At 69.8% G+C, this 26,539-nt stretch carries 29 protein-coding genes; 10 read left to right on the top strand and 19 right to left on the bottom strand.

Annotated features, from left to right (window positions below):
* Nucleotides 1-31: 31 nt before the first annotated feature.
* Nucleotides 32-4,030: an ATP-dependent RNA helicase HrpA gene (hrpA, locus tag ABZ195_RS23370; protein ID WP_355221970.1), complete on the top strand. Its 3,999-nt coding sequence runs from the start codon at nt 32-34 to the stop codon at nt 4,028-4,030.
* Here hrpA and ABZ195_RS23365 read toward each other — a convergent pair.
* Nucleotides 4,025-5,008, bottom strand: coding sequence for an alpha/beta hydrolase (locus ABZ195_RS23365; protein WP_355221969.1), 984 nt, complete (start codon nt 5,006-5,008; stop codon nt 4,025-4,027). The genes hrpA and ABZ195_RS23365 overlap by 6 nt on opposite strands.
* A 74-nt stretch (nt 5,009-5,082) precedes the next feature.
* Complete coding sequence (locus ABZ195_RS23360) at nt 5,083-5,259, bottom strand: hypothetical protein (protein WP_355222116.1); 177 nt, start codon at nt 5,257-5,259, stop codon at nt 5,083-5,085.
* Between the two features lie 248 nt (nt 5,260-5,507).
* Between ABZ195_RS23360 and ABZ195_RS23355 the strand changes: the two genes are divergently transcribed.
* Nucleotides 5,508-5,726 (top strand): hypothetical protein, encoded by a 219-nt coding sequence (locus ABZ195_RS23355; RefSeq protein WP_355221968.1) that lies wholly within the window; start codon nt 5,508-5,510, stop codon nt 5,724-5,726.
* A gap of 3 nt (nt 5,727-5,729) precedes the next feature.
* Here ABZ195_RS23355 and ABZ195_RS23350 read toward each other — a convergent pair whose 3' ends face one another.
* Complete coding sequence (locus ABZ195_RS23350) at nt 5,730-6,605, bottom strand: LLM class flavin-dependent oxidoreductase (protein ID WP_355221966.1); 876 nt, start codon at nt 6,603-6,605, stop codon at nt 5,730-5,732.
* 169 nt (nt 6,606-6,774) lie between these two features.
* On the opposite strand from ABZ195_RS23350, the gene ABZ195_RS23345 reads away from it, so the two are divergent.
* The gene (locus ABZ195_RS23345) at nt 6,775-6,978 is read left to right on the top strand and encodes a hypothetical protein (RefSeq protein WP_355221965.1); all 204 of its coding nucleotides are present in this window, start codon (nt 6,775-6,777) and stop codon (nt 6,976-6,978) included.
* Between the two features lie 45 nt (nt 6,979-7,023).
* On the opposite strand, the gene ABZ195_RS23340 is transcribed toward ABZ195_RS23345, so the two are convergent.
* The 7 genes from ABZ195_RS23340 to ABZ195_RS23310 are packed head-to-tail and all read right to left on the bottom strand — an operon-like array spanning nt 7,024 to nt 12,711.
* Entirely contained in the window at nt 7,024-7,680 is a 657-nt protein-coding gene (locus ABZ195_RS23340; RefSeq protein ID WP_355221964.1) for an MOSC domain-containing protein, read from the bottom strand.
* A gap of 38 nt (nt 7,681-7,718) precedes the next feature.
* Nucleotides 7,719-8,447, bottom strand: coding sequence for a hypothetical protein (locus tag ABZ195_RS23335; RefSeq protein ID WP_355221962.1), 729 nt, complete (start codon nt 8,445-8,447; stop codon nt 7,719-7,721).
* On the bottom strand, nt 8,444-9,418 hold the full coding sequence (locus tag ABZ195_RS23330; protein WP_355221960.1) for a peptidase: 975 nt from the start codon (nt 9,416-9,418) through the stop codon (nt 8,444-8,446). The genes ABZ195_RS23335 and ABZ195_RS23330 overlap by 4 nt, the downstream gene beginning before the upstream one ends.
* The gene (locus ABZ195_RS23325) at nt 9,415-10,383 is read right to left on the bottom strand and encodes a hypothetical protein (protein WP_355221959.1); all 969 of its coding nucleotides are present in this window, start codon (nt 10,381-10,383) and stop codon (nt 9,415-9,417) included. Before ABZ195_RS23325 ends, ABZ195_RS23330 begins: the two co-directional genes overlap by 4 nt.
* The gene (locus ABZ195_RS23320) at nt 10,374-10,847 is read right to left on the bottom strand and encodes a hypothetical protein (RefSeq protein WP_355221958.1); all 474 of its coding nucleotides are present in this window, start codon (nt 10,845-10,847) and stop codon (nt 10,374-10,376) included. Before ABZ195_RS23320 ends, ABZ195_RS23325 begins: the two co-directional genes overlap by 10 nt.
* Nucleotides 10,837-11,709, bottom strand: coding sequence for a DUF58 domain-containing protein (locus ABZ195_RS23315; RefSeq protein WP_355221956.1), 873 nt, complete (start codon nt 11,707-11,709; stop codon nt 10,837-10,839). The genes ABZ195_RS23320 and ABZ195_RS23315 overlap by 11 nt, the downstream gene beginning before the upstream one ends.
* Nucleotides 11,710-12,711 (bottom strand): AAA family ATPase, encoded by a 1,002-nt coding sequence (locus ABZ195_RS23310; RefSeq protein ID WP_355221954.1) that lies wholly within the window; start codon nt 12,709-12,711, stop codon nt 11,710-11,712.
* A gap of 116 nt (nt 12,712-12,827) precedes the next feature.
* Here ABZ195_RS23310 and ABZ195_RS23305 point away from each other — a divergent pair, with 116 nt between their 5' ends.
* The gene (locus ABZ195_RS23305; protein WP_355221953.1) at nt 12,828-13,505 is read left to right on the top strand and encodes a GAP family protein; all 678 of its coding nucleotides are present in this window, start codon (nt 12,828-12,830) and stop codon (nt 13,503-13,505) included.
* Nucleotides 13,506-13,563: 58 nt separating this feature from the next.
* The gene (locus ABZ195_RS23300; RefSeq protein WP_355221951.1) at nt 13,564-13,731 is read left to right on the top strand and encodes a hypothetical protein; all 168 of its coding nucleotides are present in this window, start codon (nt 13,564-13,566) and stop codon (nt 13,729-13,731) included.
* A gap of 92 nt (nt 13,732-13,823) precedes the next feature.
* Here the strand turns inward: ABZ195_RS23300 and ABZ195_RS23295 are convergent, their stop codons facing one another.
* The 3 genes from ABZ195_RS23295 to ABZ195_RS23285 form a co-directional block, all read right to left on the bottom strand.
* Nucleotides 13,824-15,083, bottom strand: coding sequence for an acyl-CoA dehydrogenase family protein (locus tag ABZ195_RS23295; RefSeq protein WP_355221950.1), 1,260 nt, complete (start codon nt 15,081-15,083; stop codon nt 13,824-13,826).
* A complete protein-coding gene (locus tag ABZ195_RS23290) occupies nt 15,076-16,272 on the bottom strand; it encodes an acyl-CoA dehydrogenase family protein (RefSeq protein ID WP_355221949.1) in 1,197 nt (398 codons plus the stop codon). Before ABZ195_RS23290 ends, ABZ195_RS23295 begins: the two co-directional genes overlap by 8 nt.
* A gap of 130 nt (nt 16,273-16,402) precedes the next feature.
* Nucleotides 16,403-16,765, bottom strand: coding sequence for a metallopeptidase family protein (locus ABZ195_RS23285; protein ID WP_355221947.1), 363 nt, complete (start codon nt 16,763-16,765; stop codon nt 16,403-16,405).
* A gap of 44 nt (nt 16,766-16,809) precedes the next feature.
* Here ABZ195_RS23285 and ABZ195_RS23280 point away from each other — a divergent pair, with 44 nt between their 5' ends.
* From ABZ195_RS23280 to ABZ195_RS23270, 3 genes are all read left to right on the top strand, one after another.
* Nucleotides 16,810-17,301, top strand: coding sequence for a lipocalin-like domain-containing protein (locus tag ABZ195_RS23280; RefSeq protein WP_355221946.1), 492 nt, complete (start codon nt 16,810-16,812; stop codon nt 17,299-17,301).
* Between the two features lie 72 nt (nt 17,302-17,373).
* A complete protein-coding gene (locus tag ABZ195_RS23275) occupies nt 17,374-18,291 on the top strand; it encodes a DUF1295 domain-containing protein (protein WP_355221944.1) in 918 nt (305 codons plus the stop codon).
* Nucleotides 18,288-19,412: an FAD-dependent oxidoreductase gene (locus ABZ195_RS23270; protein ID WP_355221942.1), complete on the top strand. Its 1,125-nt coding sequence runs from the start codon at nt 18,288-18,290 to the stop codon at nt 19,410-19,412. Before ABZ195_RS23275 ends, ABZ195_RS23270 begins: the two co-directional genes overlap by 4 nt.
* Here ABZ195_RS23270 and ABZ195_RS23265 read toward each other — a convergent pair.
* Nucleotides 19,405-20,073, bottom strand: coding sequence for a class I SAM-dependent methyltransferase (locus ABZ195_RS23265; RefSeq protein ID WP_355221940.1), 669 nt, complete (start codon nt 20,071-20,073; stop codon nt 19,405-19,407). The two genes, ABZ195_RS23270 and ABZ195_RS23265, sit on opposite strands and share 8 nt — an antisense overlap.
* A 92-nt stretch (nt 20,074-20,165) precedes the next feature.
* Between ABZ195_RS23265 and ABZ195_RS23260 the strand changes: the two genes are divergently transcribed.
* The gene (locus ABZ195_RS23260; RefSeq protein ID WP_355221939.1) at nt 20,166-21,071 is read left to right on the top strand and encodes a LysR family transcriptional regulator; all 906 of its coding nucleotides are present in this window, start codon (nt 20,166-20,168) and stop codon (nt 21,069-21,071) included.
* 1 nt (nt 21,072) lies between these two features.
* On the opposite strand, the gene ABZ195_RS23255 is transcribed toward ABZ195_RS23260, so the two are convergent.
* Genes ABZ195_RS23255 through ABZ195_RS23235 form a run of 5 tightly spaced genes read right to left on the bottom strand, consistent with a single transcriptional unit; the run spans nt 21,073 to nt 25,749 of the window.
* Nucleotides 21,073-22,632, bottom strand: a complete 1,560-nt coding sequence (locus ABZ195_RS23255) for a carboxyl transferase domain-containing protein (RefSeq protein ID WP_355221937.1) — start codon at nt 22,630-22,632, stop codon at nt 21,073-21,075.
* A 12-nt stretch (nt 22,633-22,644) separates the two neighbouring features.
* The gene (locus tag ABZ195_RS23250) at nt 22,645-23,076 is read right to left on the bottom strand and encodes an SRPBCC family protein (RefSeq protein ID WP_355221935.1); all 432 of its coding nucleotides are present in this window, start codon (nt 23,074-23,076) and stop codon (nt 22,645-22,647) included.
* A 9-nt stretch (nt 23,077-23,085) separates the two neighbouring features.
* Nucleotides 23,086-24,330 carry a lipase LipE gene (lipE, locus tag ABZ195_RS23245; RefSeq protein WP_355221933.1) on the bottom strand — a complete coding sequence of 415 codons (1,245 nt, stop codon included), beginning with the start codon at nt 24,328-24,330 and terminating at the stop codon, nt 23,086-23,088.
* Nucleotides 24,327-24,812 (bottom strand): peroxynitrite isomerase, encoded by a 486-nt coding sequence (locus ABZ195_RS23240; RefSeq protein ID WP_355221931.1) that lies wholly within the window; start codon nt 24,810-24,812, stop codon nt 24,327-24,329. The genes lipE and ABZ195_RS23240 overlap by 4 nt, the downstream gene beginning before the upstream one ends.
* Nucleotides 24,813-24,867: 55 nt before the next feature.
* Nucleotides 24,868-25,749 carry an SDR family oxidoreductase gene (locus ABZ195_RS23235; RefSeq protein WP_355221929.1) on the bottom strand — a complete coding sequence of 294 codons (882 nt, stop codon included), beginning with the start codon at nt 25,747-25,749 and terminating at the stop codon, nt 24,868-24,870.
* An 85-nt stretch (nt 25,750-25,834) separates the two neighbouring features.
* Between ABZ195_RS23235 and ABZ195_RS23230 the strand changes: the two genes are divergently transcribed.
* Nucleotides 25,835-26,413 (top strand): helix-turn-helix domain-containing protein, encoded by a 579-nt coding sequence (locus ABZ195_RS23230; RefSeq protein WP_355221927.1) that lies wholly within the window; start codon nt 25,835-25,837, stop codon nt 26,411-26,413.
* Nucleotides 26,414-26,539: the final 126 nt, after the last annotated feature.

Raw genomic sequence — 26,539 nt, 5'->3', positions numbered from 1 at the left:
CCCTGGTCGAGGACCGTTTATCGTTGACCGAGTGTCCGGCGACGAATTGCGCGAACTGCGAGCGCGGCTCGACGGCCTGACGATCCGCGACGCCGACCGGCTCCGGCGACGGCTCCGGGGTGCGACGGACGACCCGGAGACGGTGGCCAAGCTGGCCGCCCAGTTCGCCTCTGCCGAGGCCCTCGTCGCCACCCGGCTCGCCGCGGTGCCCGAGATCTCCTACCCCGACCTCCCGGTCAGCGAGAAGCGCCACGACATCGCCGCCGCCATTCGCGACCACCAGGTGGTCGTCGTCGCCGGCGAGACCGGCTCGGGCAAGACCACCCAGCTGCCGAAGATTTGTCTGGAACTCGGTCGCGGGATCCGGGGCACCATCGGCCACACCCAGCCGCGGCGACTGGCCGCCCGCACCGTCGGCCAGCGCATCGCCGACGAGTTGGGGGTCCCGCTTGGCGAGGCCGTCGGCTACACCGTGCGGTTCAACGACCACGCCAGCGACCGCACGCTGGTCAAGCTGATGACCGACGGCATCCTGCTGGCAGAGATCCAGCGCGACCGCCGGCTGTTGCGCTACGACACGCTCATTCTCGACGAGGCCCACGAGCGCAGCCTCAACATCGACTTCCTGCTCGGCTATCTGCGGGAGCTGTTGCCACGGCGACCCGATCTGAAGGTGATCGTGACCTCGGCGACGATCGAGCCGGGCCGGTTCGCAGCCCACTTCGGCGGTGCCGAACATGGATCCAGCGGCGGTGCCGAACATGGATCCAGCGGCGGTGCCGAACATGGATCCAGCGGCGGTGCCGAACATGGATCCAGCGCTGGTGCGCCCATCGTCGAGGTGTCAGGCCGGACGTATCCGGTCGAGATTCGTTACCGCCCACTGGAACTCCCGGTCCCGATCCCCGACGACGACGATCCCGACGACCCCGACCATGACGTCATCCGCACCGAGGTCCGAGACCAGGCCGAGGCGATCGTCGACGCGGTTCGGGAACTGGAGGCCGAACCGCGGGGCGACGTCCTGGTGTTCCTGTCCGGTGAGCGCGAGATCCGCGACACCGCCGAGGCGCTGCGCGATGCGCTGAATCCGAACACGGAGGTGCTGCCGCTCTACGCGCGACTGCCGACGGCCGAGCAGCAGAAGGTCTTCGAGACCTCCCGGTCGGCCCGCCGAATCGTGTTGGCCACCAACGTCGCCGAGACGTCTTTGACGGTGCCGGGCATCCGCTACGTCGTCGACCCCGGGCTGGCCCGCATCTCGCGGTACAGCCGGCGGACCAAGGTGCAGCGGCTGCCGATCGAGCCCATCTCCCAGGCGTCGGCCGCACAGCGGGCCGGTCGCTCGGGCCGCACCGCGCCAGGGGTCTGCATTCGGTTGTACTCCGAGGCCGACTTCGACCTGCGGCCCCGTTACACCGATCCGGAGATCCTGCGCACCAACCTCGCCGCGGTCATCCTGCAGATGGCCGCGCTCGGTCTCGGCGACATGGAGAACTTTCCGTTCCTCGACCCGCCGGATGCACGCAGCGTGCGCGACGGGGTGCAGCTGCTGCGCGAGCTGGGTGCGTTCGACGCGGCCGGGACGGTCACCGAGCTGGGGCGTCGTCTCGCCAAGCTGCCGCTGGATCCTCGCATCGGCCGGATGATCCTGGCCGCCGACGCACAGGGGTGCGTCCGCGAGGTGCTGGTGGTGGCCGCTGCCCTCTCGATTCCCGACCCGCGCGAGCGGCCGACCGACCACGAGGAGGCGGCCCGGCAGAAGCACGCCCGATTCGCCGACGAGTTCTCCGACTTCAGTTCCTATCTCAACCTGTGGCGATATCTCGGTGAGCAACGACGAACGTTGTCGGGCAGTGCCTTTCGACGGATGTGCCGCGCGGAGTATCTGCACTACCTGCGCATCCGGGAATGGCAGGACCTGACGGGGCAGTTGCGCGGCATCGCGCGCGACCTCGGCATCCGGGAGAGCGACGACTCCGAACCCGCCGACCCGGCCAAGGTGCACGCCGCTCTGCTTGCGGGCCTGCTGTCGCACGTCGGTCTGCGCGAGGGGGACGGCCGGGACTATGCCGGGGCGCGCAACTCGAAGTTCGTGCTCGCGCCGGGTTCGGTGTTGACGAAGAAGCCGCCACGCTGGGTCGTCGTGGCGGAGCTGGTGGAGACCAGTCGACTGTTCGGTCGGACGGCGGCACGCGTCGAGCCCGAGGTCGTCGAGCGGGTCGCGGGCGACTTGGTGCAGCGCATCTACAGCGAACCGCACTGGGATCCGCGTCGCGGCGCGGTGATGGGCTACGAACGCGTCACGCTGTACGGCCTCCCGCTGGTCGCCCACCGGCGCATCGGCTACGCGCAGGTGGACCCGGTGGTGGCGCGAGACCTGTTCATCCGGCACGCTCTCGTCGAGGGGGACTGGCAGACCCGTCACCACTTCTTCCGAGACAACACCCGGCTGCGCGAAGAGCTCGCCGAGCTGGAGGAGCGGGCCCGTCGCCGCGACCTGCTCGCCGACGACGACGAGATCCATGCCCTCTACGACGCACGGATTCCGCCGGAGGTGGTGTCCGCGCGGCACTTCGACGGGTGGTGGAAGAAGCAGCGACACCGCACGCCGGACCTGCTGACGTTCACCCGAGACGATCTGCTGCGCAACGACGCCGACGCCGACCGGCCCGATGCCTGGCAGGCCGAGGACCTGTCGCTACCGCTGACCTATCGCTTCGAACCGGGCCGCGACGACGACGGTGTGACGGTGCACGTTCCGGTCGAGGTGCTGGCCCGTCTCGGCGGTGACGAATTCGGTTGGCACGTACCGGCGTTGCGGGAGGAATTGGTCACCGCGCTGATCAAGTCACTGCCCAAGGACCTGCGGCGAAATTTCGTGCCCGCGCCGGACGCCGCACGGGCCGTCGTCGGATCCCTGGACCCGAGCGACGGGTCGCTGCTGGACGCGCTGCAGCGTGAGTTGAAGCGCCGTAGCGGGATTCTGGTTCCCGTCGACGCGTTCGATCTGACGAAGGTGCCCGACCATCTTCGGGTCACGTTCGCCGTCGAGGCGGGCGACGGTACCGAGCTGGCCCGGGGCAAGGATCTCGAAGCCCTTCAGGAGCGGCTCGCGGCACCGGTGCGCGAGGCCGTCGCCGACGCCTTCGCCGGTGACCTCGAACGCACCGGGTTGCGCACCTGGCCCGACGATCTCGACGAACTCCCGCGCGTCGTCGAGACCGACGGCGGCGGCCGGGCGGTTCGGGGCTACCCGGCCCTCGTCGACGAGGGCACGACGGTCGGCCTACGGGTGTTCGCGACCGCCGCCGAACAGGGCGCCGCGATGGACGTGGGGACCCGTCGACTACTCCGGCTGTCGGTGCCGTCGCCGACCAAGGCGCTCGAGAAGAACCTCGACACCCGAACCCGCCTGGTGCTCGGCAGCAATCCCGACGGAACGCTGGCCGCGCTGCTCGACGATTGCGCCGACGCGGCCGTGGCCGCCCTCGCACCGAAGCCGGTGTGGAACCGCGCCGACTTCACTGCCCTGCGTGAACGGGTGGCGGCCGGCCTCGGACCCACCACGCGAGACGTGCTGACCCGGGTGCAGCGAGTGCTCGCGGCACTGCACGACCTACAGGTGGTGCTCCCGGCCTCCCCGGCCCCCGCCCAGGCCGACGCGATCGCCGACATCCGTGCGCAGTTGGCTGCACTGCTGCCGCGCGGTTTCGTCACCGCCACCGGCGTGCCGCACCTGCTGGACCTCGCCCGGTACCTGACGGCCGTCAACCGACGGCTCGAGCGGCTCCCTCAGGGCCTGACCGCCGATCGGGAGCGGATGGACCGGGTTCACCGGTTGCAGGACGCCTACGACGACGTGGTCGCGGCGCTGTCGCCGTCGCGCGCCGCGGCTGAGGACGTGCGGGACGTCGCGCGGTTGATCGAGGAGTTCCGGGTGAGTCTGTGGGCACAGCAGCTGGGCACGGCGAGACCGGTCAGCGAGCAGCGGATCCACCGAGCTATCGACGCGATCACCCGCTCATAGCGCGCGCAGGAAGTCCAGCAGCGCGTCGGTGACGGCCTGCGGGCGTTCCTGCTGCAGCCAGTGTCCCGCGCCCGGAAGCACCTGCAGGGCATGAAGATTGGGCAGTGACTGCCGGACCACGTCAAGGGCTTCCGGGGTGTTCCCGGCGATCAGGTCGTACTCGCCGGCGAGGTAGAGGGCGGGTTGCCGAATGGTCGCGCCGCTGAACGGCGCCACAACCGTCGGCAGCGCGTTCAGGTTCCGATACCAGTTGAGTCCGCCGCGAATACCGTTGCGGGACAACTCGTAGACGTAGGTCGCGACGTCGTCCTCGGTCAGCCACGCCGGCAGCCGCTCGGGCACCACCAGCTGGTCGACGAGGCGCTCTCCCTTGGGAAAGTGACCTTCCCAGGCACTCTGATGCACGCCGTCGGAGACGATGTCGCCGCTGGCGGTGTAGAGGAAGCTGCGGACGAACCGGTCGAGGTCCGCGCCGATCTCGTCTTCGGCGACTCCCGGTTCCTGGAAGTACAGCCGGTAGTAGTCCCGATCACCGGCCGCCGAGCGCATCAGGTCGTTCATCGTCAGCTCGGGAGGAAGTCCGCCGAACGGAGGGGTGTACGGCACGCTCAGCGCCGCCACGGCGCGAAAGACGTCCGGCCGCATCAAGGCGCCGTACCAGGCGACCGGCGCACCCCAGTCGTGCCCGACGATGACGGCATCGGCCTCACCCAACGCGGCGACGACTCTCACCGCGTCACCCACCAGGTCGCTCATCGAGTAGGCGCGCACGTCCTCGGGTGCGCTGGACCTGCCGTAGCCGCGCATGTCCATGGCCACCGCTCGGGACCCGGCGTCGGCGACGGCCTGCAGTTGGTGTCGCCACGAGTACCAGGACTCGGGGAAGCCGTGGCAGAACAGGACCAGCGGGCCTCGACCCACCGAGACCGTGTGGATCGAGATCCCATTGGCGTCGAGGTCGTCGTGGGTGAATGCCATCAGGTCATCCTGCAGGCTCGGTCGGGCACGAAGAAGGGGCACCCGCGATGCGGGTGCCCCTTCGCCGGTCAGCGTCAGTGGCTCTGATGAACCGTCGTGTCGACGTGCGGCACGTAGACCTGCTGAGTGATGTCGTTGATGAACGCGTGGTGGTCGATGTCGGCCTGCGCGGCACCCGAGAAACCAAGGGCGCTGGCGGCGAGCCCACCGGCGATGATCGAGGCAAAACCGAACTTCTGGATCTTCTTCATGATGTCATCCCTTCATCTTCGAACGTGTTCGTCCCGTGGCCTTCGTGCCGCGATTCGGACGCTCTTCCGGAGCGGAGTTTCCTTCGTGCCGGTCTGAAGGGTGGAACCTGCGTCGTCGGCGTTTTCATTCCGTGTGTGTCCGGTGACACACGCAACGGGACCACCGGAATGGTCTGCGTCTCAATGCCGTTGACCGAGGAGCTGGACTTGGGGATATCGCCGCCGTGTGCGGCCAGAAGGATTGCGACATGCACGTGACAGCCCGCCTCTTGACCCCGCTGGCCCTGGCAGGGGGCGCCGCACTCGCGGTCGTCCTCGCCCCTGCGGCCACGGCGGATCCGCTCAGCTGCACCGACGTCGGTTCGGCCACGCAGTGCGTGTCGCCGGGAAACAGTCAGATCACCGCCAACGCCCCGGTCGTCCAGCAGCCGCCGCAGCTCATCATCATCCACCGCGGCCGCTGGTAGGTCTCAGGGCGTCAGGGCGCGCACTCGGCCTGCGACGGCGACGACGTCGGTCGCGCCGGTCACGGAGTCCAGCGGCTGCAATGCCACCGCATCCACGCCGGCGTCGAGATAGGGTGCCAGCCCTTCGGCGATGCGGTCGGCGTCCCCGCCCACCCCGAACGCTCCCGGGGTTGGTGCCTCCTGGCGCGCGGCCTCCGCGGCGAGCCGACTGTCTGCACCGTCACCGGGCGCGCAGGCCAGGAACAGCGTCGTGCTGAAGGAGCGGGTCGGGTCATCGGCCACGGCGCGGCCCTCGGCGACGTGGCGAAGCGCCTCGGTCACCGTCTCGGTGGTGTACCGGCTGTCGAGGAGAACGCCGTCGGCGATCTCGCCGGCCAGCCGCAGGGTCTTGGGTCCGGTACCGCCGACCAGGATCGGGTAGGGCCGCGCGCTCGGAAAGTCGAGCCGTACCCGGGACAGCCGTACGTAGCGGCCCTCGGTGGTGACCTCCTCGCCGGCGAGCAGCGCCCGCAGGGCGGTCACGTATTCGCGGAGCAAGGTCAGCGGTGAGGCGACGGCCGCGCCGGCCTGTCGCATCCAGCTCTGCACGCCGTGGCCGACCGCGACGCGGGTGCGGCCGGGGAAGGTCGCCTCCAGAGTGCCGAACTCCATCGCCGCTGCCGTCACGTTGCGCAGCGGCGCGGGAATGAGGCCGATGCCGACGCAGAGCCGCTCGGTGGCGGCCAGGGCCACTGCGACCTGGGCCACGCCGCCCTGCTGAAAGCAGTCCTCCCAGAGCCACAGTTCGTCCACGCCGGCCGCCTCGGCCTCGGTGGCGATGCGCCGCAGCTCGTGCGGAGGGAAATCGGGACGAAAGATGACGCCGAGTGTGGGGCTCATCAGACCATCATGCGTGACTGCAACCAGTGTTTGCTAGCCGGGCTAGGTAAATGCCCGGATGCGTCGTCACTGCCATCGACCGGTCAGATCCAGCCAATGGAATCAATGCGCTGAACTGGCTGTTGTAGCCATCGGAACACCAAGAGGATTTAGGAAGAAGGCATCAATCGTGAAGAAGTTCGGATTTGCCGCCATCACCGCCACCGCATTCGCGGCTGCCCTCGTCGGGCTGGCCGGGCCCGCCGACGCGGCGCCCGTCGCCAACCCCGCTCAGGTCGGGTACTCCGCCGGCATCGACCATCACCAGTGGATCAACGACATCCAGCAGCAGGTGAATCGGCCGCCAGCGCCGATCGTGGGCAACGGCCGCTGATCGAGCATGACCACGAGGGGCATCCGGGAACGGGTGCCCCTCTTGCTATGTGGCGGCCGCGCGCCGCCGCGCGAGTGCCTTGATGTCCTCGGGGAGTGCGTCGGCGACGAGGACCTCCGGCAGCAACTGCTTCTCCAACATCATGGCGCGGTAGACGAAGCCGATGGTGATCCCATGGTCGGGCACGTCGACCACGTCGACCGCGTCACCACCCGACACGCTCCCCGGTTGCACCACCCTCAGATAGGCACCCGGTGAGCCACCGTGGGCGAAGGTCTTGATCCAACCGTCGATTCCGAGCCGGCTGGCAAAGGTCTTACACGGCGTCCGCGGGCTGGTGACCTCGAGTAGCAGCCCGTCGGTGCCGATCCGCCAGCGCTCGCCGATCACCGCTGCGGTCACGTCGACGCCCGTCGTGGTGAGGTTCTCGCCGAAGATGCCGTTGGTCAGTTCGCGGTCGAGCCGTGCGGCCCACGCGTCGAGATCCTCACGCGCGTAGGCGTACAGGGCCTGGTCGTCACCGCCGTGCAGCTTTCGGTTGCCGATTACGTCGTCGACGATCCCGCTGCCGAGACCACCGCGCATCGGGCCTGGCGCTCGGACCTCGACGGCCCCACTCGCCGGACGCTTGTCGATGCCCGTCCTCGGGCCGGTGCCACCCGGGTCGAGGTGTGTGCGGTTGACCGTCAACACCCTTGCCACCCCACGAGGGTAGACGGGAGGCGGCGACGGTGCCTCGTCTAGCCGCCGTTCTGGGCCGCCGCGGCGTCCCGCAGGATCTGCTGGAGGCGGTCCAGCGGATCGCCCGCGCCGGGGTTGAGCCGCAACGGTTCGCGCTCCGCCGGCGTGAGGGTCGGGGTCCCCGGAGGCGGGGGAGGTGGTGGCTCCGACGGTGGCGGAGGCGGGGGAGGCGGTGGCGGAGCCGCTGCTGCGGCGGCGAGTTTGGCGTTGAGTCGGGCTACGGTGACGTCGAGCACGGCGCGACGGTCGAGGTCGGGATCGGTACTGCCGGTGAAGCAACCGGCGGGCGCCGCCCCGACGACGGCCAGCGCGCTGCGGTAGAAGCCGGCGGCCGCGGGGTCGAACTTCTGTGCCGCGCGGTCGCCGAGCGTCTCCCTGACCAGTTCGAGGTTGACCCGTACCGGACACGACTGGGCGGCGTCGGTGCCGGCCAGGGCTGCGGAGAACTGCGCGTCGGCGTCGGTGAGCCGGTCGTCGAGGACGGCGAGAGTGCCTGCGGCGAAACGGGTCCGGGCCGATTCGACGACGTCGAGCGTGCTCAGCGTCGACACGTCGCCGGCAAGCGCATCGGCGTCGCGTACGGCGAAGTCACCGGGGGCCGAGCCGCTCGCGAGGACGACGGACCACAGTTTGATCAGTGCCACGATCAGCACCACCGCCACCGGAGCGGACGCCACCAGCAGCCGCGTCCTCAGCGACCGGCCTCGCCACCACGTTCGCGGACTCATGTGACCACCTCGGTCATGGTCTGCCGGGTGCGGCGGAACTCACGCAGCACGTGGTACAGCTCGACGAGCACCAGCACCGCCGCCAGTGCGGAGGGCGCCCAGTACAGCTCCGTGCGGGTCGCGCTCCCGCCGGCGACGGCCGTCCCCGGAGGCCTGGCGGGCTCCGCGGGCAACGTCGCTGCGAGGTCGGCGCCGCTGCGCTGCGCGTACGGGACGCCGATCTGGTCGGCCACCGCGCGCAACGCCGCCTCGTTCACGGCCGATCGCTCGACGTCGGTGCCGGGGATCGGACCGCCGGCCGCGGTGCCGTAACCGAGGACGGCCCCGCCGTCGACCGCGTTCTCGGGAAGGTTGAAGTCACGGGGCGGCAGGGTGGCCTCGCCAGCGCCGGCGCCGAGGTAGAAGACGAGGTTCCGGGCGCGCGGATACTGCTGTACCGCACTGATCAGCTGGTACCGCAACATGTTTCCCGCCGCGCCGGCGTTGGTCTCGGTCACCGCGTCGGGCGTGACGGCATACGGCGTCAGGGTGGAGGCCACGGGTCGAAGGCTCCAGATGTCCGCCGAGAGCGGCCAGTCCAGCGACGCCCGGCTGGCGAAGGAGATGAGGGCCACGCGGGCGTCGGGGTAGCGGTCGAGCAGCGCGCCGACGTCGGCCCGGGCTCCGGTCATCCTCGACGCGCCGTCGGGTCCGTCTCCCACGGCCATGTCGGGTGAGCGGTCCAGGAGGATGAACACGTTGGGCGCCTGCGAATCGGCGACGCGGGTCATGGGGTCGTCGGGGTTCAGCACGGGTCGGGTGGCCGACACGACGAGGAGCAGCGCCGCCGCCGTCAACCCACCCCATCGCCACAGTGCACCGCGGGTGCGCGCCGCCGGGGACAGTCGGCGCAACGCCGCGACGCGGGCCACCAGGATGACCGCGGCGACGGCGGCCAGCAGCAGCAGCGGCAAGACGGGCTGGAACGTCATCGGCGTTCCACCATGGGCCAGCCGGCCAGCGCAAGCGCGGCGGCAAGCGCGATCAGCACCGGTACGTCCGGGGACTCAGGCGCTGCGTCGCCGTCGGCACTCGCGCCCCACCGGGCGGCCGGGGGATGACCCCGAATGTCGTCGAGGCTTGCCGTCACGCTCGGGCCCGAGGAGAGTGCGCGGCCGCCGGTGTCGCGGGCCAGGGACGACAGGGCGCCGTCGTCGCGACCGGTCACCACGGCGTTGACCTGTACCTCGCCGGACTCGGCGAGCGCTCGCAGTCGGTCGGGGGAGAACAGCGCCGGGTCACCGGGTGGCGTCGAGTCGGGACCGACGTAGATCAGCGAACGGCGTTGCGCCGTGGGCTGTTCGAAGTCCGGAAACCCGGTCAGGCACAGGGTCAGCAGATCGTCGAGGTTCGCCGAGTAGTCCACGTAGGTGACCGGGGCCGAGAACGGTGCGACGTCTCCGCGCTGATCGGCGGGCCGGGCGTAGTCCGAGAGCGTCTGCTTGGCGTACTGGTAGTCCCGCGTCAACGGGATCACCCGGCGATTCGCCGAGGTCAACCCGATGCGCTGCGTGCCGAAGCCGTCGACGTGGCCGGCGAAGTAGCCCAGCGCCGCGGCGACCGCCGGATCCGTCGGGGGCGCGCCCGCGCAGAGCATCACGTCCTCGGGATCGCCTCCGCCGAATCGCGTTGCCGTCGTGGGCAATCCCGTGGGTCGGGCGGCGACGACCACCGATGCGACGAACATGACGACGAGCAGCACGATCGTCACGACCGCGGCCACGGTGCGGGCCCGGACGGCTCGGAGGTACTCCGGCAGCCTGGTGAGACGCCCGGTGTTGGCCAGCGGGCGTAGCCGGCGGCGTTGAGCGCCCATCGGCCGGATCCACACCGCGGCGATGCAGCCCGCGAGGGCCAGGCAACCGGCGATGACCACCAGCATCCACGTCAGCCCCACGAGCGGATCAACTCCTCGGCGTCGCGGCTGACGACGTCGACGTCGACCACCGAGGCGGTGTTGAAGCGGACGTCGACCAGGTCCGCCAACACCGTTGCCGCCGGGGCGATCTCGCTATTCTCGACGTCCTCGATCTGCATGTACTCCGCCCGCACGCCGCTGACCTGGTGGAGGAAGCGGCGAAGTTCGCGGCTGACGGCTTCACCGGCGGGTGCGGCGGCCAGGTCACCGGCCCGATAGCGATCCCCGATGGCCCGCACGTTGCGCGCGGCGCGATGTCGAATCATGCGGTCGCGGGCTGCGCCGACGAGCGCCACGGCACGGAATCGACGGCGTGCCGCGGTGAACGCGAAGACGCCGACGTACCAGGCGAATAGGAGCGCGGTCAGCCCGATCGCCAGCCAGAGCCACCACGACGAGTAGGGCGTCGGCCCGATCACGTGGCGCAGCAGATCATCCGGCACGGGCGTACACCTCGGTCATCGCGATCAGCTGGTTGCGGATCGCGGCACTGCCCCCGATCACCGCGTGCGGAATGCCGTGGCCGATCATGAATTCCGAAAGTACTTCGCGCCGTTGAGCTTCCGCTCGACGGTAGGCGTCCACCACGCGAGTTCCGAGCGCGCCGCCACCGAAGACGAACCCACCGTCGGAGACGTCGAAACCGTCGTCCTCGTCGTCGGCCGATCCGATCGCGGGCAGGTCGGCGACCATCGCCCACAGGACGTCGTGGCGTGCGGTGAGCCGGGTGAGCACCTCGGCCAAGCGGTCGTCGGGATCGGGTTCGTCGGATACCACGAACAGCAGCAGCGGTCGGCGCTGGTGGCGAGCCACCCAGTCCAGTTGCGTGACGATGTGACTCGACGACGGGCGCGTGCCCGCGTGGTCGACGAAGCGGTGCAGGATGTGCTCGACGTGGGTCTCGCCCCGCCGCAACCGCACGTCGACGCTTCCGCGGGCGTCGCCGAACACCATGCCGATCTCGTCGGAGCGCCGCAGTGTGATCAGTCCCATGGCGCCGATGACGTTGGCCGCGACGTCGCGCTTGAGCTCGCCGGACGGCGCCGTGGCGGTCATGTTCCGACCGGCGTCGGCGACCACCATGATCTTGTGGTGCTTCTCGGTGACGAAGCGCTTGATCAGCACCTGGCCCGAGCGGGCCGAGGCCTTCCAGTCGATGTCACGGACGTCGTCGCCCGGCACGTAGGGCCGCAGGTCGTCGAACTCCAGGCTGCGGGTGTGCACCAGCGCATACCGGCCGCCCTCGAGCAGTCCGCTGCCGTCGCGCCCGAAGTACGTCCTGGCGCGGTCGAGATGCACGCCCACTCACGGCACCCGCACTGCCTGCAGGACGGCGTCGACCACCACGTCCGGCGTCACGCGGGCGCTGGCCGCCTCGAAGCCCAGGATCAGCCGGTGTCGCAGCACCCGGTGCGCCAGCTTCGCGATGTCGTCGGGCACCACGTGGGTGCGGCCGCGCAGCACGGCCAGCGCCCGGGCCGTCCGGCAGAACGCGATCGTGGCGCGGGGGCTGGCGCCGTACTCGATCAGCCGCGCGATCCCCGGCGACAGGTGTGCCTCTGGTTCGCGCGTGACGCCGACCAGGTGGCTGGCGTACTGGATCAAGACCCGGTCCATGTGCACCGAGGCCACCAGGCGGCGTACGCGTCGCACGTCGTCGAGGCTGACGACCGGTGCGGTGCGGTGGTCCTTGTCGTAGAGCCCCGCGTCCATCCGCGAGATGACCTCCACCTCGTCCTCGGTCGACGGATACTGCACCACCTCCTTGAGCATGAAGCGGTCGGTCTGGGCCTCCGACAGCGGATAGGTGCCCTCCTGGTCGACCGGGTTCTGGGTGGCGATCACGAGGAACGGCTCCGGGATGGGGTACTCGACGCCGGCGATGGTGGTCTGCCGCTCCTCCATGGCCTCCAGCATCGCGCTCTGGGTCTTGGCGCTGGAGCGGTTGATCTCGTCGAGCAGTACGACGTTGGCGTGGACGGGCCCGAGCCGGGTGACGAAGGAGTTGGTCGCGGCCTCGTAGATCTGGGTGCCGATGATGTCGCTCGGCAGGAGGTCCGGGGTGCACTGGATGCGCCGGAACTCACCGCCGACCGACTCGGCGACGACCCTGGCGGCGGTGGTCTTGGCCAGACCCGGCACGCTCTCCACCAACACGTGGCCGCCGGCGAGCACCCCGATCAGCATGGATTCGCGGAGGTGATGCTGCCCGACGACCTTGGCGGAGAAGGCACCGGCCACGGCGTTCACCACGCGTTGCGCGTCGGCCAAGGCGGTCTGGTCGAGATGCGATCGTGCGGTGGTCATGGGTCCTTTCGACGAGCGGGTCGCCCGAAGGGATACCCGAACGGGCGGCGTTCACGCGCCGGGGCGGATCGTCGGGTTGGCCGCTCGCTGCCCGGCTCCCGTAGGTTCGTCAAGTCATGCTGGGACTTCTGCTATCGCTTCTGGGCTTCGCGCTCCTGGATTCGTTGAACGTCCTCAACCTCGGCGTGACCTCCGCGGTCGTCTACGACAGCAGGCTCAGTCGCAGGTCGGCGCTGCCCGGCGGACTGAGCTTCATCGCGGGTGTCTGGGCGGCGACCTCGACGTTCGGCGTGCTCACGGTGCTCGGGTTGAACTTCCTGACCGACCGCGTCGACCTCGAGGTGACGCCCACGATGCGGTACTGGGGCCAGCTGGTGCTGGGCGCCGTCCTCATCGCGGTGGCCAGCCTGACGGGCTCCGCGCGGCCAACCCCGCCGCTGTGGGCGCTGAACCTGACGCGGCGCAACCCGTGGCTCTTCGCGATCGTCGGCCTCGCCATCGGATTCGGCCAATCCGCGACGTCTGTGCCCTATCTCACGTCGCTGACGATGCTGTCCACGCACACCACGTCGCCGTGGCCGCTCATCGTGCTGGCCTACTGCTCGATCGCGCTGCTGCCGTCCCTGTTGGTGCTGGCGCGGTCGACGAGGCGGACGATCCGGGCCCGACGCGCCCAGCGCAACATCGTGCGGGCCACCACCCGGTACGGTCCGACGACGGTTCGGATCCTGTTCATCGGCGTCGGCGTGGTGCTCGTCGCCGGGGCGTTGGTGAACTACCGCGCCCTGTGGTGAGGCAGGCGGGCGAGAAAATCAGTTGATCCGCACCGACGGGTGCGCGTTGACTCATGGCATGGACCAACGGGAGAGGGCGCTGCTGGCGGGCCTACCCGGCGCCGGGTACACCGCGGGCATCCCTGGCTGGAACGGGTTGTGGCAGAACGCGGTTGGCACGCGCATCACCGAGGTCGAGCTCAGCCGCGGGGAGGCGGCGACGATCCGGGCCGAGTTGACCCGCTAGGCGGCGTGGTAGTCGCCGCCGCGCCGAGACAGCGCTGACGGTCGCCGCCGCGCGGGTTCTACGACCGTGGACGCTGTCTCGCCGCCGCGCCCCTAGCCGCGGGTGCCGTCGGCGACGCGGGGGGCCTTGTCGGCCGACGCGGTGTCCAGGACGAACTCGGCCACCCGGGACCGGTGCGCCTCCGCACTTCCGAGCAGGGCGGCGTCGACCGTCGCCCGCTTGAAGTAGAGGTGCGCCTGATGCTCCCAGGTGAAACCGATGCCGCCGAGGGTCTGGATGGCATCGGCCGCGATCCGGCTGAACGCCGCCGAACACGTCGCCTGCGCGATGCTGGCGGCCAGTGCCGGGTCGTCGGAACCGTCGCTCAGTGACCACACCGCGTGATACGCCGTCGAGCGGGCGTGTTCGAGGTCGACCATCATGTCGGCCAACCGGTGCTTGACGGCCTGGAAGGAGCCGATCGGCCGGCCGAACTGCAGGCGCTCCTTGGCGTATTGCACGGCGACGTCGAGCAGGTGCTGGGCCGCGCCGACCTGCTCCACGGCCAGCAACGCCGACCCGACCTGCAGTGCGTGGGTGATGACGCGGTCGGCTTCGTCGGGTCCGGCCACCAGGCGCCCTGGCGCGTCGGAGAGCGTGACGGTGGCCTGCGGCCGGGTCGGGTCGACGGTGAGTTGGTTCGCGCGGTGCACGCCCGGACCGGCGGCGTCCACGGCGAAGAGACTGACGCCGTCCTGGCCCGTCGCGGCGACCAGCAACACGTCGGCGGCACCCGCGTCGACCACGCCCTCGACGGTTCCCGTGAGGGCGGACTCCTGATCGGACACGGTGGCGCGCACCGAGACGTCGGCGGCGTCGAAGGCGCCCGCGCGGTCGGGCACGGCGAAGGCCGCCGTGCGACGACCCTCGACCAGCTCGCCCAGCAGCTCGTCGCGGGCCTCGCCGGCCGACGACGCGACCAGCGCGGGAATGGCGAGGAAGACCGTGCCGAAAAGCGGCCCGCAGGCCAGCGCCGCACCGAGTTCCTCGACGGCCACGGCCTGGTCGACGAGGGTGCCGCCCACGCCACCGTCGGCCTCGGGCACCGAGAGCCCGAGCACGCCGAGCTCACCGCCGAGTCGGCCCCACGCCTTCGAGTCGAAGGGCGGGTCGGATTCCATGAGCCGGCGGATCGTCGGCTCGTCGAAGTTCTCTGCCGCGAACCTGCGGACCGCGGACAGCAGCTGCTGCTGTTCGTCGGTGAACAGGAATTCGGCGTGCGGTTCGGTTGCAAGCTTCTCAGCGGAGCCGTCGGGCTGATCCGCAAGCTTCTCAGCGGAGCCGTTGGGCTGATCCGCAAGCTTCTCAGCCACGGGGAATCTCCTTCCACGGCATGCCGGCATCGGCACGCAGGTCACCGGGCAGGCCCAAGACCCGCTCGCCGAGAATGTTGCGCATCACGTCCGAGGTGCCGCCTTCGATGGTGTTGGCGCGGCTGCGTAGATATCGCTGTTGAATCGGCCCGCGCCAGTCGGAGTCCTCGCGCTCGGCCTCGGGCTTGGTGTACCCGTGGTACAGAATGCCTTCCGGCCCAAGCAAATCCATGCAGAACTGATAGATCTGCTGGTTGAGCTCGGCGCCGACCAGCTTGCCGATCGACCCCTCGGGGCCCGGGTCGCCGACGGTGGCCGACACCCGGGAACGCTCGGAGGTCAGACGCTGCGCCTCCGAGCGCAGCCACAGCTGGGTCAGCCGGTCGCGGAGAACGGGTGTCTGCCGTTCCGGGCGGGTGGCCCATAGCGAGACCGCCTCGGAGATGGTGCCGGCGCCGCGGCGGCTGCCGCTGCCGCCGAGTGCGCTGCGCTCGTTCATCAGCGTGGTCATCGCCACGCCCCAGCCGTTGCCGACCTCCCCGAGGCGGTGGGCGTCGGGAATGCGCGCGTCGGTGAAGTACACCTCGTTGAACTCGGCCTGGCCGGTGAGCTGACGCAGCGGCCGGGTCTCGACACCGGGTGAGTGCATGTCGACCACGAAGTAGGTGAGGCCCTTGTGCTTTGGCACGTCGGGATTGGTGCGGGCCAGCAGCAGACCCCACCGCGCGCGGTGCGCGAGGCTCGTCCACACCTTCTGGCCGTTGATCACCCAGTCGTCACCGTCGCGCACCGCGGAGGTGGCCAGGCCGGCCAGGTCGGAGCCGGCGCCCGGCTCGGAGAACAGCTGACACCAGATGTCCTCGGTGGTGGCCAGCGGCCGCAACCACGACTTCTTGACCTCGTCGGACTGTGCGTGCTCGCGGATGGTGGGTGCCGCCATGCCGTAGCCCATCGGGTTGAGCCCCAGCGGGACCGGTCCGCCCGCACCCTGCAGGATTCGGTCGGCCACGGCCTGGTTTCCACGCGAGAGGCCAAGTCCGCCAAGGCCTTCGGGGAAGTGCACCCAGGACAGTCCGGCGTCGTAGCAGGCGCCGAGGAATTCCCGGACGGGCACGGACGTGGGATCGTGGTCGGTGACCACCGCCTTGGCGAGATCGGCCACCCGATCGGCATCAGCAACGTTGCTCATCTGGCCACGATAGAAAGTCGACACCCGTCAACCGACACCGGGTACCCCTTCGCCACATCGCGTGTGCTGCGAGATCGCGTAATCGCCTCGAATCGCGATCTCCCAGCACACGCGATGAGGGGGTAGAGCGTCAGTAGCGGTCGAGTTCGATGAGCCGCTCGTCGCTGATGCCGAAGTGGTGGGCGATCTCGTGGAGCACGACGTGTTTGATCTCGCGGTGCAGCCGGTCCGGATCGCCGGCGAACAGACGCGTGATCGGACCTCGGAAGATGCTGATCTTGTCGGGCAGCACACCGCTGTACGCGCTGGTCCGCTGGGTCAACGGCACGCCGCGGTACAGGCCGAGCAGCCTCTGACCACCGGGCGGCTCGTCCTCGACGACGATCTCGACGTTGCCCATCGCGGCGAGGAGTTCGGCGGGCAGCGAGTTCATGGCCTCGTCGATCGCTGCGTCGAACGGGTCGACGCCGTCCCGGGTTGGCGTGTCCTCCACTCCTAGAGAGTGCCAGACGTTTCGCGGTCGGCACGGTCTCCGGCGTGCCCGCGCCTCTACCCTGGTCCGGTGAGCACACGACCAGGGCGGAACCGTTGATGCGCCGCGAGGATCTGCTCGGCGCGTGGCACCTGCAGTCCTACACCGCCGAATCCGACGGGGCGGTCGACGAACCGCTGGGTCCCGACCCCCTCGGCATCATCATGTACACCGCTGACGGGTACATGTCCGCGCAGCTGATGCGCCGCGACCGGCCCGGTTACGACAAGGCCGTCACCGACGGCGGCACCCCCGAGCAAACCGCCACGGCGGCAAGGGGTTACCTCTGCTACAGCGGACCGTTCACCGTCGACGAGTCGGCTGGCGTCGTCTCCCACCACGTCGAGGTGTCGCTGTTGCCCAACTGGGTCGGGGGCACCCAGGTGCGGCACGGGCGACTCGAGGACGGCGCGCTGGAATTGCGGGCCGAGTTGGTCTCGCGCAGCGGAGCATCGACGACGCACGTGCTGACCTGGCGACGCGCACCGTCGCGTTAGCGGCCCTGAGAATCGTGGCCCCGGCCAACTAGAACGTGTTACATTTTCGGCGCCCGGAACCCCGAGGAGCCAATGAGTAAGACCCGGTCACTGGCGATCGTCACCGTCGCCTACGTCGTCGCCGTCGGTGTGGCTGCGGCCTGGTTGTGGTGGGCGCCCAGCACCGGACGGCTCTGGCTGGACACCCTGGTCGCCGACGCGCTGGGGACGCTCGTCATCTTCGGCTTCAGCCGGGCCTACCGAAACTCCAGCTTCTACGACGCCTACTGGAGCGTCATCCCACCGCTGCTGCTGTTCTACTGGTGGAGCCAGGCCGGCCCGGGGGTCGACCAGCTGCGCTGCTGGCTGATCTCGATCGTGGTGGTGCTGTGGGCGATTCGGCTGACGGGCAACTGGGTCTACGCCTTTCCCGGTCTGCACCACGAAGATTGGCGCTACCCGATGTTCAAGCAGCGGGCGGGGCGCTTCGAGGCGATCGCCGACCTGGTCGCCATCCACTTGATCCCGACGTGTCAGGTGTTCCTGGCCATGGTGCCCGCCTACGTCGCCGTCACCCGGCCCGGCCCGGGCATCGTCTGGCTGGCGTGGCTGGCCGCCGTGATCGGCCTCGCGGCCGTCGCGCTCGAGTTGGTGGCCGACGTCCAGATGCACCGGTTCGTGCGCGACCGCCAGCCCGGCGCCGTGATGGACCGCGGACTGTGGAGCTGGTCGCGGCATCCCAACTACTTCGGTGAGTTTGGCTTCTGGTTCGCCGTCGCGCTGTTCGGCATCTCGGCCGCGCCGGCGGACTGGTGGTGGCTGATCATTGGGGCGGCAGCGATCCTGGCGATGTTCCTGGGCGCCAGCATCCCCATGATGGAGGAACGCAGTCTCGAGCGGCGGCCCGCCTACCGCGACGTCGTCGACCGGGTGTCCCGCTTCGTTCCCCGGCCGCCGAAGGGCAGGGGCGAACGGAGCGACGGCGTGAGTGACCGAGAGACGTTGCCGTGAGCCGGAAGCGCGTCGTCGTCGCAGGGCTCGGCGACAGCGGGATCCTGACCGCGCTGCGGCTGGCCAAGCATGCCGACGTCGTGGGAATCTCGGCCAAGCCTGCTCTGGTCAGCGGGCAAGAACTGGGTCTTCGGCTCAGCCGGCCCGACGACTGGTCGCGTGACTACTGGATCGCGTTCGACAGGTTCCGAGGGCTGGACCGCGTGCGCACCGTGCACGGCCGGCTCACCGGGCTCGACCCCGTCGCGCGCCGCGTCGAACTCGTGCGGCACGACGGGTCGTCGGACGTCGAGGAGTACGACGCACTGGTGATCGCCACCGGAGTGGCCAACGGTTTTTGGCGGCGGCCGGCGCTGCAGTCGGCCCACGACGTCGCCGAAGACCTGCGCGCCGCGCACGACCGGATCGCGCAGGCAGAGTCGGTCGTCGTGATCGGTGGCGGCGCGGCCGCGGTGAGCAGTGCCGCCAACGTGGCCCGCACGTGGCCCGGAACCCGGGTGGACCTCTATCACCCCGGCGACCGACCCCTACCCGCACATCATCCGAGGGTCTGGAGCCGCATCCGTCGACGACTCGCCGACCTGGGGGTGGGCGTGCACGGCGGCCATCGCGCCGTCATCGCCGATGGATTCGGGTGCGACGAGATCACTACCGGGGCAGTGCATTGGAGCACGGGGCAGGAGCCGGTGTCCGCGGACGCGGTGCTCTGGGCCGTCGGTCGGGTGACCCCGAATACCGCGTGGTTGCCGTCGGACATGACCGACGACGGCGGTTTCGTGCGGGTGACCCCCGATCTGCGGGTGCCGGGACGGCCGGGGGTGTTCGCGATCGGCGACGTCGCCGCGACCGACCCGTTGCGCAGTTCGGCCCGAAACCGGGCCGACGGACTGCTGGCGCACAACGTGCGAGCGGAGTTCGAGGGTCGGCCGTTGCGCAGCTATCGCCCGCCGACGCGACGATGGGGTTCGGTGCTGGGCGCCCAACCCGACGGCCTGGAGGTCTTCGCCCCCAACGGCCGTGCGTTCCGATTCCCGGCATGGTCGACCGACCGCATCCTGCAACCGCTCATCGTGCGCAGGGGTATCTACCGCGGTGTGCGCCCGTCACGCGGGGTCAGCTGAGTCTGACGCACGCCGCGATACCGTCCCCGGTGGGGATCTTGACCGACAGGTAGCCGTTGGCCGGGTCGCCCAAATGGGCCATCAGCGGACCGTGAACGTCACTGCCCCAATCCATGTCGACGTCGTCGACCAGGATCAGCGAGCCCGGCCGCAAGGAGGGCTCCAGCAGCCGCAGCACGGGCAGCGCCAGATCCGGCCAGCCGTCCAGCAGCACCAGGTCGACGACGTCCGGCACGTCGGTCAGCGTGGTGAGCGCATCGCCGACGCGGAGTTTGACGACGTCGGACAACCCCGCCTCGTCGAAGTTATGTTGCGCAGCAACGGCTTTGTCGCGTTGCATCTCGGTACCGATGACGGTGCCGCCACCGTTGTCACGGACTGCGGCGGCCAGGTGAATGGTGGAGACGCCGAAGGACGTGCCGTATTCGACGACGGTCCGAGCGCCCGTTGCCCTGGTCAGCAGGTACAGCAACCGACCACCATCCGACGAGACCGACATGTACACGTCCTTGAACAGCTCGGCCCGACGTTCGGCACTGAGATGGCCCGGGTACCCGTCGACTCCGGTGGCGGCGAACGCCAGCGGGTCGTGCTCCTCTTCGGCGGTCAACATGCGTTGCAGGACAACGGATACCGATTCCGTATGCAGGGTGGAGGTCATGGTGTGAATCCCTTCTCGTGGTGACGGACACCAACGTACGATCGAGCAGTATTGCCGTCCAGTGCATGTTTGATAGGGAATGGTTGCCGTAAGTGGAATCCAATCTGGATCTCAACCTGTTCGTCGCGCTCGACGCGCTGCTCGACGAGGGGAGCGTCGGCGGCGCGGCGCAACGGCTGCACACCTCGGCGCCGGCGATGAGCCGAACTCTCGCGAGGCTGCGGCGGATGCTCGACGATCCGATCCTCGTGCGGGCCGGTCGGGGGATGGTGCCGACGCCGCGTGCTCAGGCCATGAAGGGCCGCGTGCACGAACTGGTCGAGCAGGGCCGCAGCCTGATGAGCCTCGCGGAGCGCGCCGAGCCGGCCAGCATGCGTCACACCTTCTCGGTGCAGATCGGCGACCTGCTGTCCAACGAGATCGGCGCCCGGCTGGTGTCTCGCGTCCGTGGCGAAGCCCCCGGGGTGACGCTGCGGTTCGTGGGTGACAGCCACGAGGACACCGACGCACTTCGGGACGGCAGCGTCGACCTGGAGCTCGGCCAGATGCGCCGCACCCACCCCGAGACCCACATCGAGCCGCTGTTCTCCGACCGCATGGTGGGCGTCGTGCGGGCGGGTCATCCGCTCGACGGGAAGCGGGTCACGGTGGCGAGGTTCGCCGCCGCCGAACACGTCGTGTCCTCGCGGCGCGGACGACTCACCGGGCCGGTGGATCCCCTGCTCGCCGAGCGTGGACTCCGGCGACGGGTGGCCGTGTGCACGCCGAGCGCTCTCGCGGCCTTCCACCTGATCGCCGACAGCGATCTCGTCGGCATCGCGCCGCTGGCGATCACCCGCGACACCCTGGCGGCCTTCGGCCTGCGCTCCTTCGAGATCCCGCTGGAACTGCCGGCCCTCGAGGTGAGCGTGGCCTGGCACCCCAGACACGACGCCGACGGCGCGCACCGATGGCTTCGGCAGTGCATTCGCGACGCCGTGACCGGCATGGGGGGCTGACCTACCAGGTGTCGACGAACCGCGGCCGCCGCTCGTCCACCGGGTGTTCGGCAGCCGCGGCCAGCGTCGCGGCGATCACCCGTCGGGTGTCTGCCGGGTCGACGACGTCGTCGATCTCGAACATCGTCGCGGCGTTGAGGGCCCGGGCGTTGTCCTGGGCCGCCGCGGTTACCTCGCGGACGCGCTGCTCGCGCTCGTCGTCGTCGGCGATGGCCTCCAACTCCTTGCGCATCCCCAGCCGGACCGCGCCCTCCAGACCCATCGGCCCCAAATGGGCGCCCGGCCACGCCACCGTCAACAGCGGTTCGTGCAGACCGCCACCGCACATCGCCTGCGCGCCAAGGCCGTAGCCCCGTCGCAGTACCACCGCCACCAGTGGCACCCGCATCGAGGCGCCTGCCACCAGAAGCCGAGAACCGTGGCGCACCAATGCCTCTGCCTCGGCGGCCTGCCCGACCATGTATCCGGGACAGTCGACGAGGGACACGACCGGCAGACCGAACGCGTCGCACAGTTGCAGGAAGCGGGCGGCCTTGTCCGCCGCGCCGGAGGTGATCGCCCCGGCCATCACCCGGGTGTCGTTGGCCAGCACGCCGACCGGCCGGCCGTCGATGTGCGCCAGCGCCGTCACCATCTCGGGGGCGAATCGTCCTCGCAAGAAGGTCACCGAGCCCTCGTCGGCCAGGGTCTCGATGATCGGGCCGACGGAATAGGCCCGGCGCGCCCGCTCGGGAACCATCGAGCGCAGCGCGGTTTGATCGGCCGCGGGGCCGGGGGCGACGGGGCCGCGGAAGTACCCCAGGAGCTTCTTGGCCGTCGTCACCGCTGCCGCCTCGTCGGGCACCACCACGTCGACCACTCCGTTGGGGGCTTGCACCGAGATCGGTCCCACGTCGTCGGGGGCGACGGTACCCAACCCGCCGCCGGCGATCATCGCGGGGCCGCCCATGCCGATCGACGCGTCCTCGGTCGCCACGATCAGATCGGAGCAGCCGGCGATCACGGCGTTGCCGGCGAAGCAGCGGCCCTTGACCACGGCGATCCGCGGCACCAGACCCGACAGGGCCGCCCACAGCTTGAACGCGCGCACGTCGAGCGAGGACACCACCGGGTAGTCGGTGTCGCCGGGACGGCCGCCGCCGCCCTCGGCGAAGAAGACCGTCGGCAGTCGCAGCCGCTCGATCACGTCGAACAGCCGGTCCTTCTTGCGGTGCCCCAGAACGCCCTGAGTGCCCGCCAGCACCGTGTAGTCGTAGGCGAGCACCGCGCAGGCCGCACCGTCGACCGTGGCCGTGCCCGCGATCATGCCGTCGGCCGGCGTGCGGGCGATGAGGTCGTCGACGTCACGCCGAAGCCGTTGCGCCGCGATCGCGTAGCGACCGTACTCGACGAAGGAGCCTTCGTCGGCGAGATCTGCGACGTTCTCGCGCGCCGTACGTCCACCAGCGGCGTGGCGGCGTTCGACGGCGTCGGGCCGGGCGGCGTCCTCGGTCAGTGCCCGGCGGTGCAGCAACTCCACCAGGTCGTCACGCAACGGTTCGTCGGTCGCCATGGTCCTCATCCCCGCCGTTCGCTAGGCGTAGAGCTCCTCGAACTTCTTGATCGACTTCTCGATGTCGCCCTTGACCGAACGCGCTGCGGCCATCCCGATCGGGCCGAACAGCGGCGCACCCCCCAGGTCGATCTTCAGCTTGAACTCGCAGCCCTTGGGCTGTGGCTTGACCGTCATGCGCAACGCGTACCTGGTGCCGCCGAGACCGTCGCCGGTGATGGCGAGGAGCGCAGGCGGGTCGTACTCCTGAACCGTCCAGGTCACGCGGTTTCGCATGCCCTTGGCGCCCGCGACCCCGACGAGCGTGGTGCCCACGGCGAGCTCGTCGGGCAGGTCGCAGCGCCAGCCCTGGTGCATCGTCAGCCAGTCCCCGAGCGAGGACAGGTCGGCGACGTGCGACCACGCCTCCTCCGGGCTGATGGACAGTTTGCGGGACAGCTCGACCTTGGCCATGGGCACAGGCTAACGCGTGGGCACCCGGGGGACGGCGGCGGCAATGGCGTCGAGAACGGCGGGGTAGCGCTTGGCCTCGCGGTGACCGCCGGGCTTGCCGCTGCTGACCACCCCGACGGCGAGATCGCGCTCGGGGTCGGCCCAGATCGCGATGTCGACCAGACCCGTGTGACCGAACGCGGCGGGGGCGTCGAGGCCGAACGGGCCAAAGCGCTTCGAGCCCAACATGTATCCCGTGCCCCAGCGCATGGGCATCAGGCCCATGGCGATGTCGGGACGCAGACGCCGGGCCTGGGCGGTGGCGGCGCGCAACGTCTCCGGTGCCATGATTCGCACGCCGTCGAGTTCGCCGCCGCGGCGCAGAAGTTCGGCGAACCGCGAGAGTTCGTTCGCTGTCGAGACGGTGCTCGACGACGGCACCACGCTGGTGAGGAACTTCGGCGTGTTGGTGAACGGGATGATCTGGTGCGTCGTGCCGCCGACCGCGAGCTTGAATGCCGCCGCAATGGGCGCAGGTAGGGGCTTGCCCGTGGCGTGGCTCGGCGCCACCAGCGGAACGTCCTGCGGCGCAACGCCGTAATTGGTCCACCGAAAGCCCAGCGGATCGAGGATCTCGTCGGCAAGCACGTCGCGGATGTCCTTGCCCGTGGCGGCCGAGATGATCTCCCGAGTCAACGGCCCGAAGGTGAGGGCGTGGTAGACGTGCACCATGCCCGGCGGGTAGATGGTGCGCAGGTTGCCGAGCATCTCGCGGGCGTACTCGCTGTCGTTCATCCGCCGCAAGTCGGGCTTCGGGCCGGTCGCGAAGGGCACGCCCGCACTGTGGGTCAGCACGTGCCGGATGGTGGTGCGATCCTTGCGATGACTGGTGTAGGTCGGCAGGTACTCGCAGACCCGGTCGTCGAGTGAGAAGACTCCTCGCTCGGCCAACAGGTGAAACACCGTGGTGGTCATGGCCTTTGCCGCCGAGTAGACGCAAAACGGCGTCGTGGTCTTCACGGGGACCTTCTCGGCCTCGACCGGGTCCTCCGGGCCGTTGCCCCAGCCATGGCCGATGGCCCGGTCGAGTACGACCCGGCCGCGGTGACGGACGCACACCTGGATGGCGGGATGCATGCCGGCGGAGTACCAGTGCCGGGTGGCCCGCCAGATGCGGTCGACGGCTGCGGAGTCGACGCCGCTGCGATCTTCCTCGGCGACGTCGGTCACCGCGTCCAGGTCGGCCGGCACCCGGATCCTGCCGTCGGTCGTCATGACTGCTTCCTGTGCAGCGTCGCCGACAAATGGTGCTGCAGCGGCTTACCCACCGCGCCGAGTTGAAGGGTGTAGCTCAGTTCGTCACCCTCGAGTCGAAACGAACGGGTCAGGGCGGTAATGTCTTTGGCCGTCGTGGTGAGACCTATCGACGTCGCGGCCAGCTCCAGTTCGATCACGTCGCCGTCGGCGTTCACGGTGCCCTCCTGGATCTCGGTGACACCGGTCGGATGTGCGAGCACCAGCTCGACGCGTCCGGCTGAGGGGGTCCGCAGGTAGCCGACCTCGGCGTGCAGCGGCCGGCCGCCGTCGGCGGCCCTGGTCCGCTGCGCATAGGCGAGGAAGGGTTTGCCGACGTGGCCGAATGTGACCTCCTCCAGGTATTCGAAGGGCGGAATCGTCGGATACTCGCCGCTACCGGCACCCGCCCAAGTGCCGAGCAGCGGCGCCAGGTCGGTGAGGGAGGAATGGAGGTCCGTCATCGGTGCGATTCTAGAGGTCGACGTCGTGGCTGAGCCTCTGGTGCTACGGTGGCCCTCACGGCTCGAGGTTCTCGAGATCCTCGAGCAGTCCGGGATGTGTTGGCGTCCAGCCGAAGACCTCGCGGGTGTGTCGGCTCGACGCCGGCTGGTCCAGGGCGAAGATCTCTCCGTAGGGCCCGAACTCCTGCACCGGTACCGAGCGCACGGGCAGGTTCAGTCGGCGTCCGATGACCGTCGCGATGTCGCGGACCGCCACCCCTTCCTCGTCGACGGCGTGCCACGACGTGCCTGGCGTCGCTGATTCCAGCGCCAGCCGGAACAGCACGGCGGCGTCACGCGCATGGACGGCGGGCCACCGCTGCGATCCGTCACCCGGGTAGCCGGCGACCCCGGTCCGGCGCGCGGTCGCCGTGAGAAGTCCTGCGAAGCCGCCGTTTCCGTCGTCGTGGGCGGTACGGGGAATGCGCACCGCGGCGGCCCGAACGCCCCGGGGCGCGAGCGCCAACAACGCCAGCACCGCGCGGCCGCGTCCCCCGACGGGCCCATCCGTCGGTGGGGGATCGGCCTCGGTCGACGCGCGACCGTCGATCCACGGAGTCCCGGAGGCGACGACGATCGGTCGATCGGACCCGGCGAGTTCGTTGCCCATCGCCTCCAATGCCCGAGTTTCGACGTCGATGGCGTGCGTCAGTGCGTCGGGGGTGACGGCCTCGTGGCCGAAGGCGAGGTGGACGACGCCATCGGTCCGTCGGACGCCGTCGCGCAGGACCTCCACGCCGCCGATGTCACCGCGTAGGACCTCGGCGCCGACGTCGACCAACGCCCGTGCCGATGCGTCCGAGCGGGCCAAAGCCAGCACGGTATGGCCATTGGCCTGGAGTTCCGAGATGACGGGTGACCCGATGGTGCCGGTTCCGCCGGTGACGAATACGTGCATGCGATGCTCCCCAGTAGTGATGAGACTTTTGTCCCATCAACGTACAACGTGATGGGACAAAAGTCCCGTCGCCTAGGATGGCGGCATGGGGCGATGGGAACCGGGAGCGCGTCAGCGGTTGGTGCTCGCCGCCGTCGACCTGTTCACCGAGCAGGGGTACGACGCGACGACCGTCGCCCAGATCGCCGAGCGCGCCGGTGTCACCAAGAGCACGTTCTTCCGGCACTTCCCGGACAAGCGGGAATTGCTAGTCGCCGGTCAGGAAGGCTTGTGCCAGTTGCTGTCCGAGGGCGTCGCCTCGGCGCCCGAGGGTGCGAGTGCGATGACCGCGGTCGCCGCTGCGCTCGAACGCGCCTCCACGATGATGGGCCCGGACAACCGCGATCTCGGTCCCCGCATCCGAGCGGCCGTTGCGACGAGCACCGAACTGCAGGAACGCGATGCGTTGAAGTCGGTTGGTCTCGCGGCGGCGATGACGGCGGCCCTCGTCGCACGTGGCGTTCCGGACATGACGGCGCACCTGGCGGCCGAGCTCGGGGTGCTGGCCTTCAAGCAGGGGTACGCCCGGTGGTCGGAGGGCGACGGTCACGACGGCCGGGACCTCGCCGAGCTTTCACTGGAGGCGCTCGACGAATTGCGTGCCGCGTCGAAGTCGTTGGACTGACTCACTCCCGCTTTCTTGTCGGACCCCTGTGCTGTGATGGGTTCATGTCCACGACCGCAACGCCTTTGGTGACTGAGCTCAGTCCCCAGGACCGGTTGGAGGTGTTGTTCGAGGAGTTGGCGGAGC

The organism is Mycobacterium sp. NPDC006124 (assembly GCF_040614235.1).
Lineage (GTDB): Bacteria > Actinomycetota > Actinomycetes > Mycobacteriales > Mycobacteriaceae > Mycobacterium.
Note: the sequence above shows the minus strand (reverse complement) of the source record. Positions and strands in the feature narration are given on the sequence as shown.

Excerpts from the sequence above, each read along its gene's own strand:
- ABZ195_RS23265 (WP_355221940.1), bottom strand. The coding sequence starts at position 20,073 with ATGACCTCCACCCTGCATACGGAATCGGTATCCGTTGTCCTGCAACGC.
- lipE (WP_355221933.1), bottom strand. The coding sequence starts at position 24,330 with ATGACGACCGACGGCAGGATCCGGGTGCCGGCCGACCTGGACGCGGTG.
- ABZ195_RS23310 (WP_355221954.1), bottom strand. The coding sequence starts at position 12,711 with ATGACCACCGCACGATCGCATCTCGACCAGACCGCCTTGGCCGACGCG.
- ABZ195_RS23255 (WP_355221937.1), bottom strand. The coding sequence starts at position 22,632 with ATGAGGACCATGGCGACCGACGAACCGTTGCGTGACGACCTGGTGGAG.
- ABZ195_RS23350 (WP_355221966.1), bottom strand. The coding sequence starts at position 6,605 with ATGAGCCCCACACTCGGCGTCATCTTTCGTCCCGATTTCCCTCCGCAC.
- ABZ195_RS23240 (WP_355221931.1), bottom strand. The coding sequence starts at position 24,812 with ATGACGGACCTCCATTCCTCCCTCACCGACCTGGCGCCGCTGCTCGGC.
- ABZ195_RS23250 (WP_355221935.1), bottom strand. The coding sequence starts at position 23,076 with ATGGCCAAGGTCGAGCTGTCCCGCAAACTGTCCATCAGCCCGGAGGAG.
- ABZ195_RS23355 (WP_355221968.1), top strand. The coding sequence starts at position 5,508 with ATGCACGTGACAGCCCGCCTCTTGACCCCGCTGGCCCTGGCAGGGGGC.
- ABZ195_RS23335 (WP_355221962.1), bottom strand. The coding sequence starts at position 8,447 with ATGAGTCCGCGAACGTGGTGGCGAGGCCGGTCGCTGAGGACGCGGCTG.
- ABZ195_RS23235 (WP_355221929.1), bottom strand. The coding sequence starts at position 25,749 with ATGCACGTATTCGTCACCGGCGGAACCGGCACCATCGGGTCACCCGTC.
- ABZ195_RS23290 (WP_355221949.1), bottom strand. The coding sequence starts at position 16,272 with ATGAGCAACGTTGCTGATGCCGATCGGGTGGCCGATCTCGCCAAGGCG.
- ABZ195_RS23275 (WP_355221944.1), top strand. The coding sequence starts at position 17,374 with ATGAGTAAGACCCGGTCACTGGCGATCGTCACCGTCGCCTACGTCGTC.
- ABZ195_RS23365 (WP_355221969.1), bottom strand. The coding sequence starts at position 5,008 with ATGGCATTCACCCACGACGACCTCGACGCCAATGGGATCTCGATCCAC.
- ABZ195_RS23305 (WP_355221953.1), top strand. The coding sequence starts at position 12,828 with ATGCTGGGACTTCTGCTATCGCTTCTGGGCTTCGCGCTCCTGGATTCG.
- ABZ195_RS23330 (WP_355221960.1), bottom strand. The coding sequence starts at position 9,418 with ATGACGTTCCAGCCCGTCTTGCCGCTGCTGCTGCTGGCCGCCGTCGCC.
- ABZ195_RS23230 (WP_355221927.1), top strand. The coding sequence starts at position 25,835 with ATGGGGCGATGGGAACCGGGAGCGCGTCAGCGGTTGGTGCTCGCCGCC.
- ABZ195_RS23300 (WP_355221951.1), top strand. The coding sequence starts at position 13,564 with ATGGACCAACGGGAGAGGGCGCTGCTGGCGGGCCTACCCGGCGCCGGG.
- ABZ195_RS23360 (WP_355222116.1), bottom strand. The coding sequence starts at position 5,259 with ATGAAGAAGATCCAGAAGTTCGGTTTTGCCTCGATCATCGCCGGTGGG.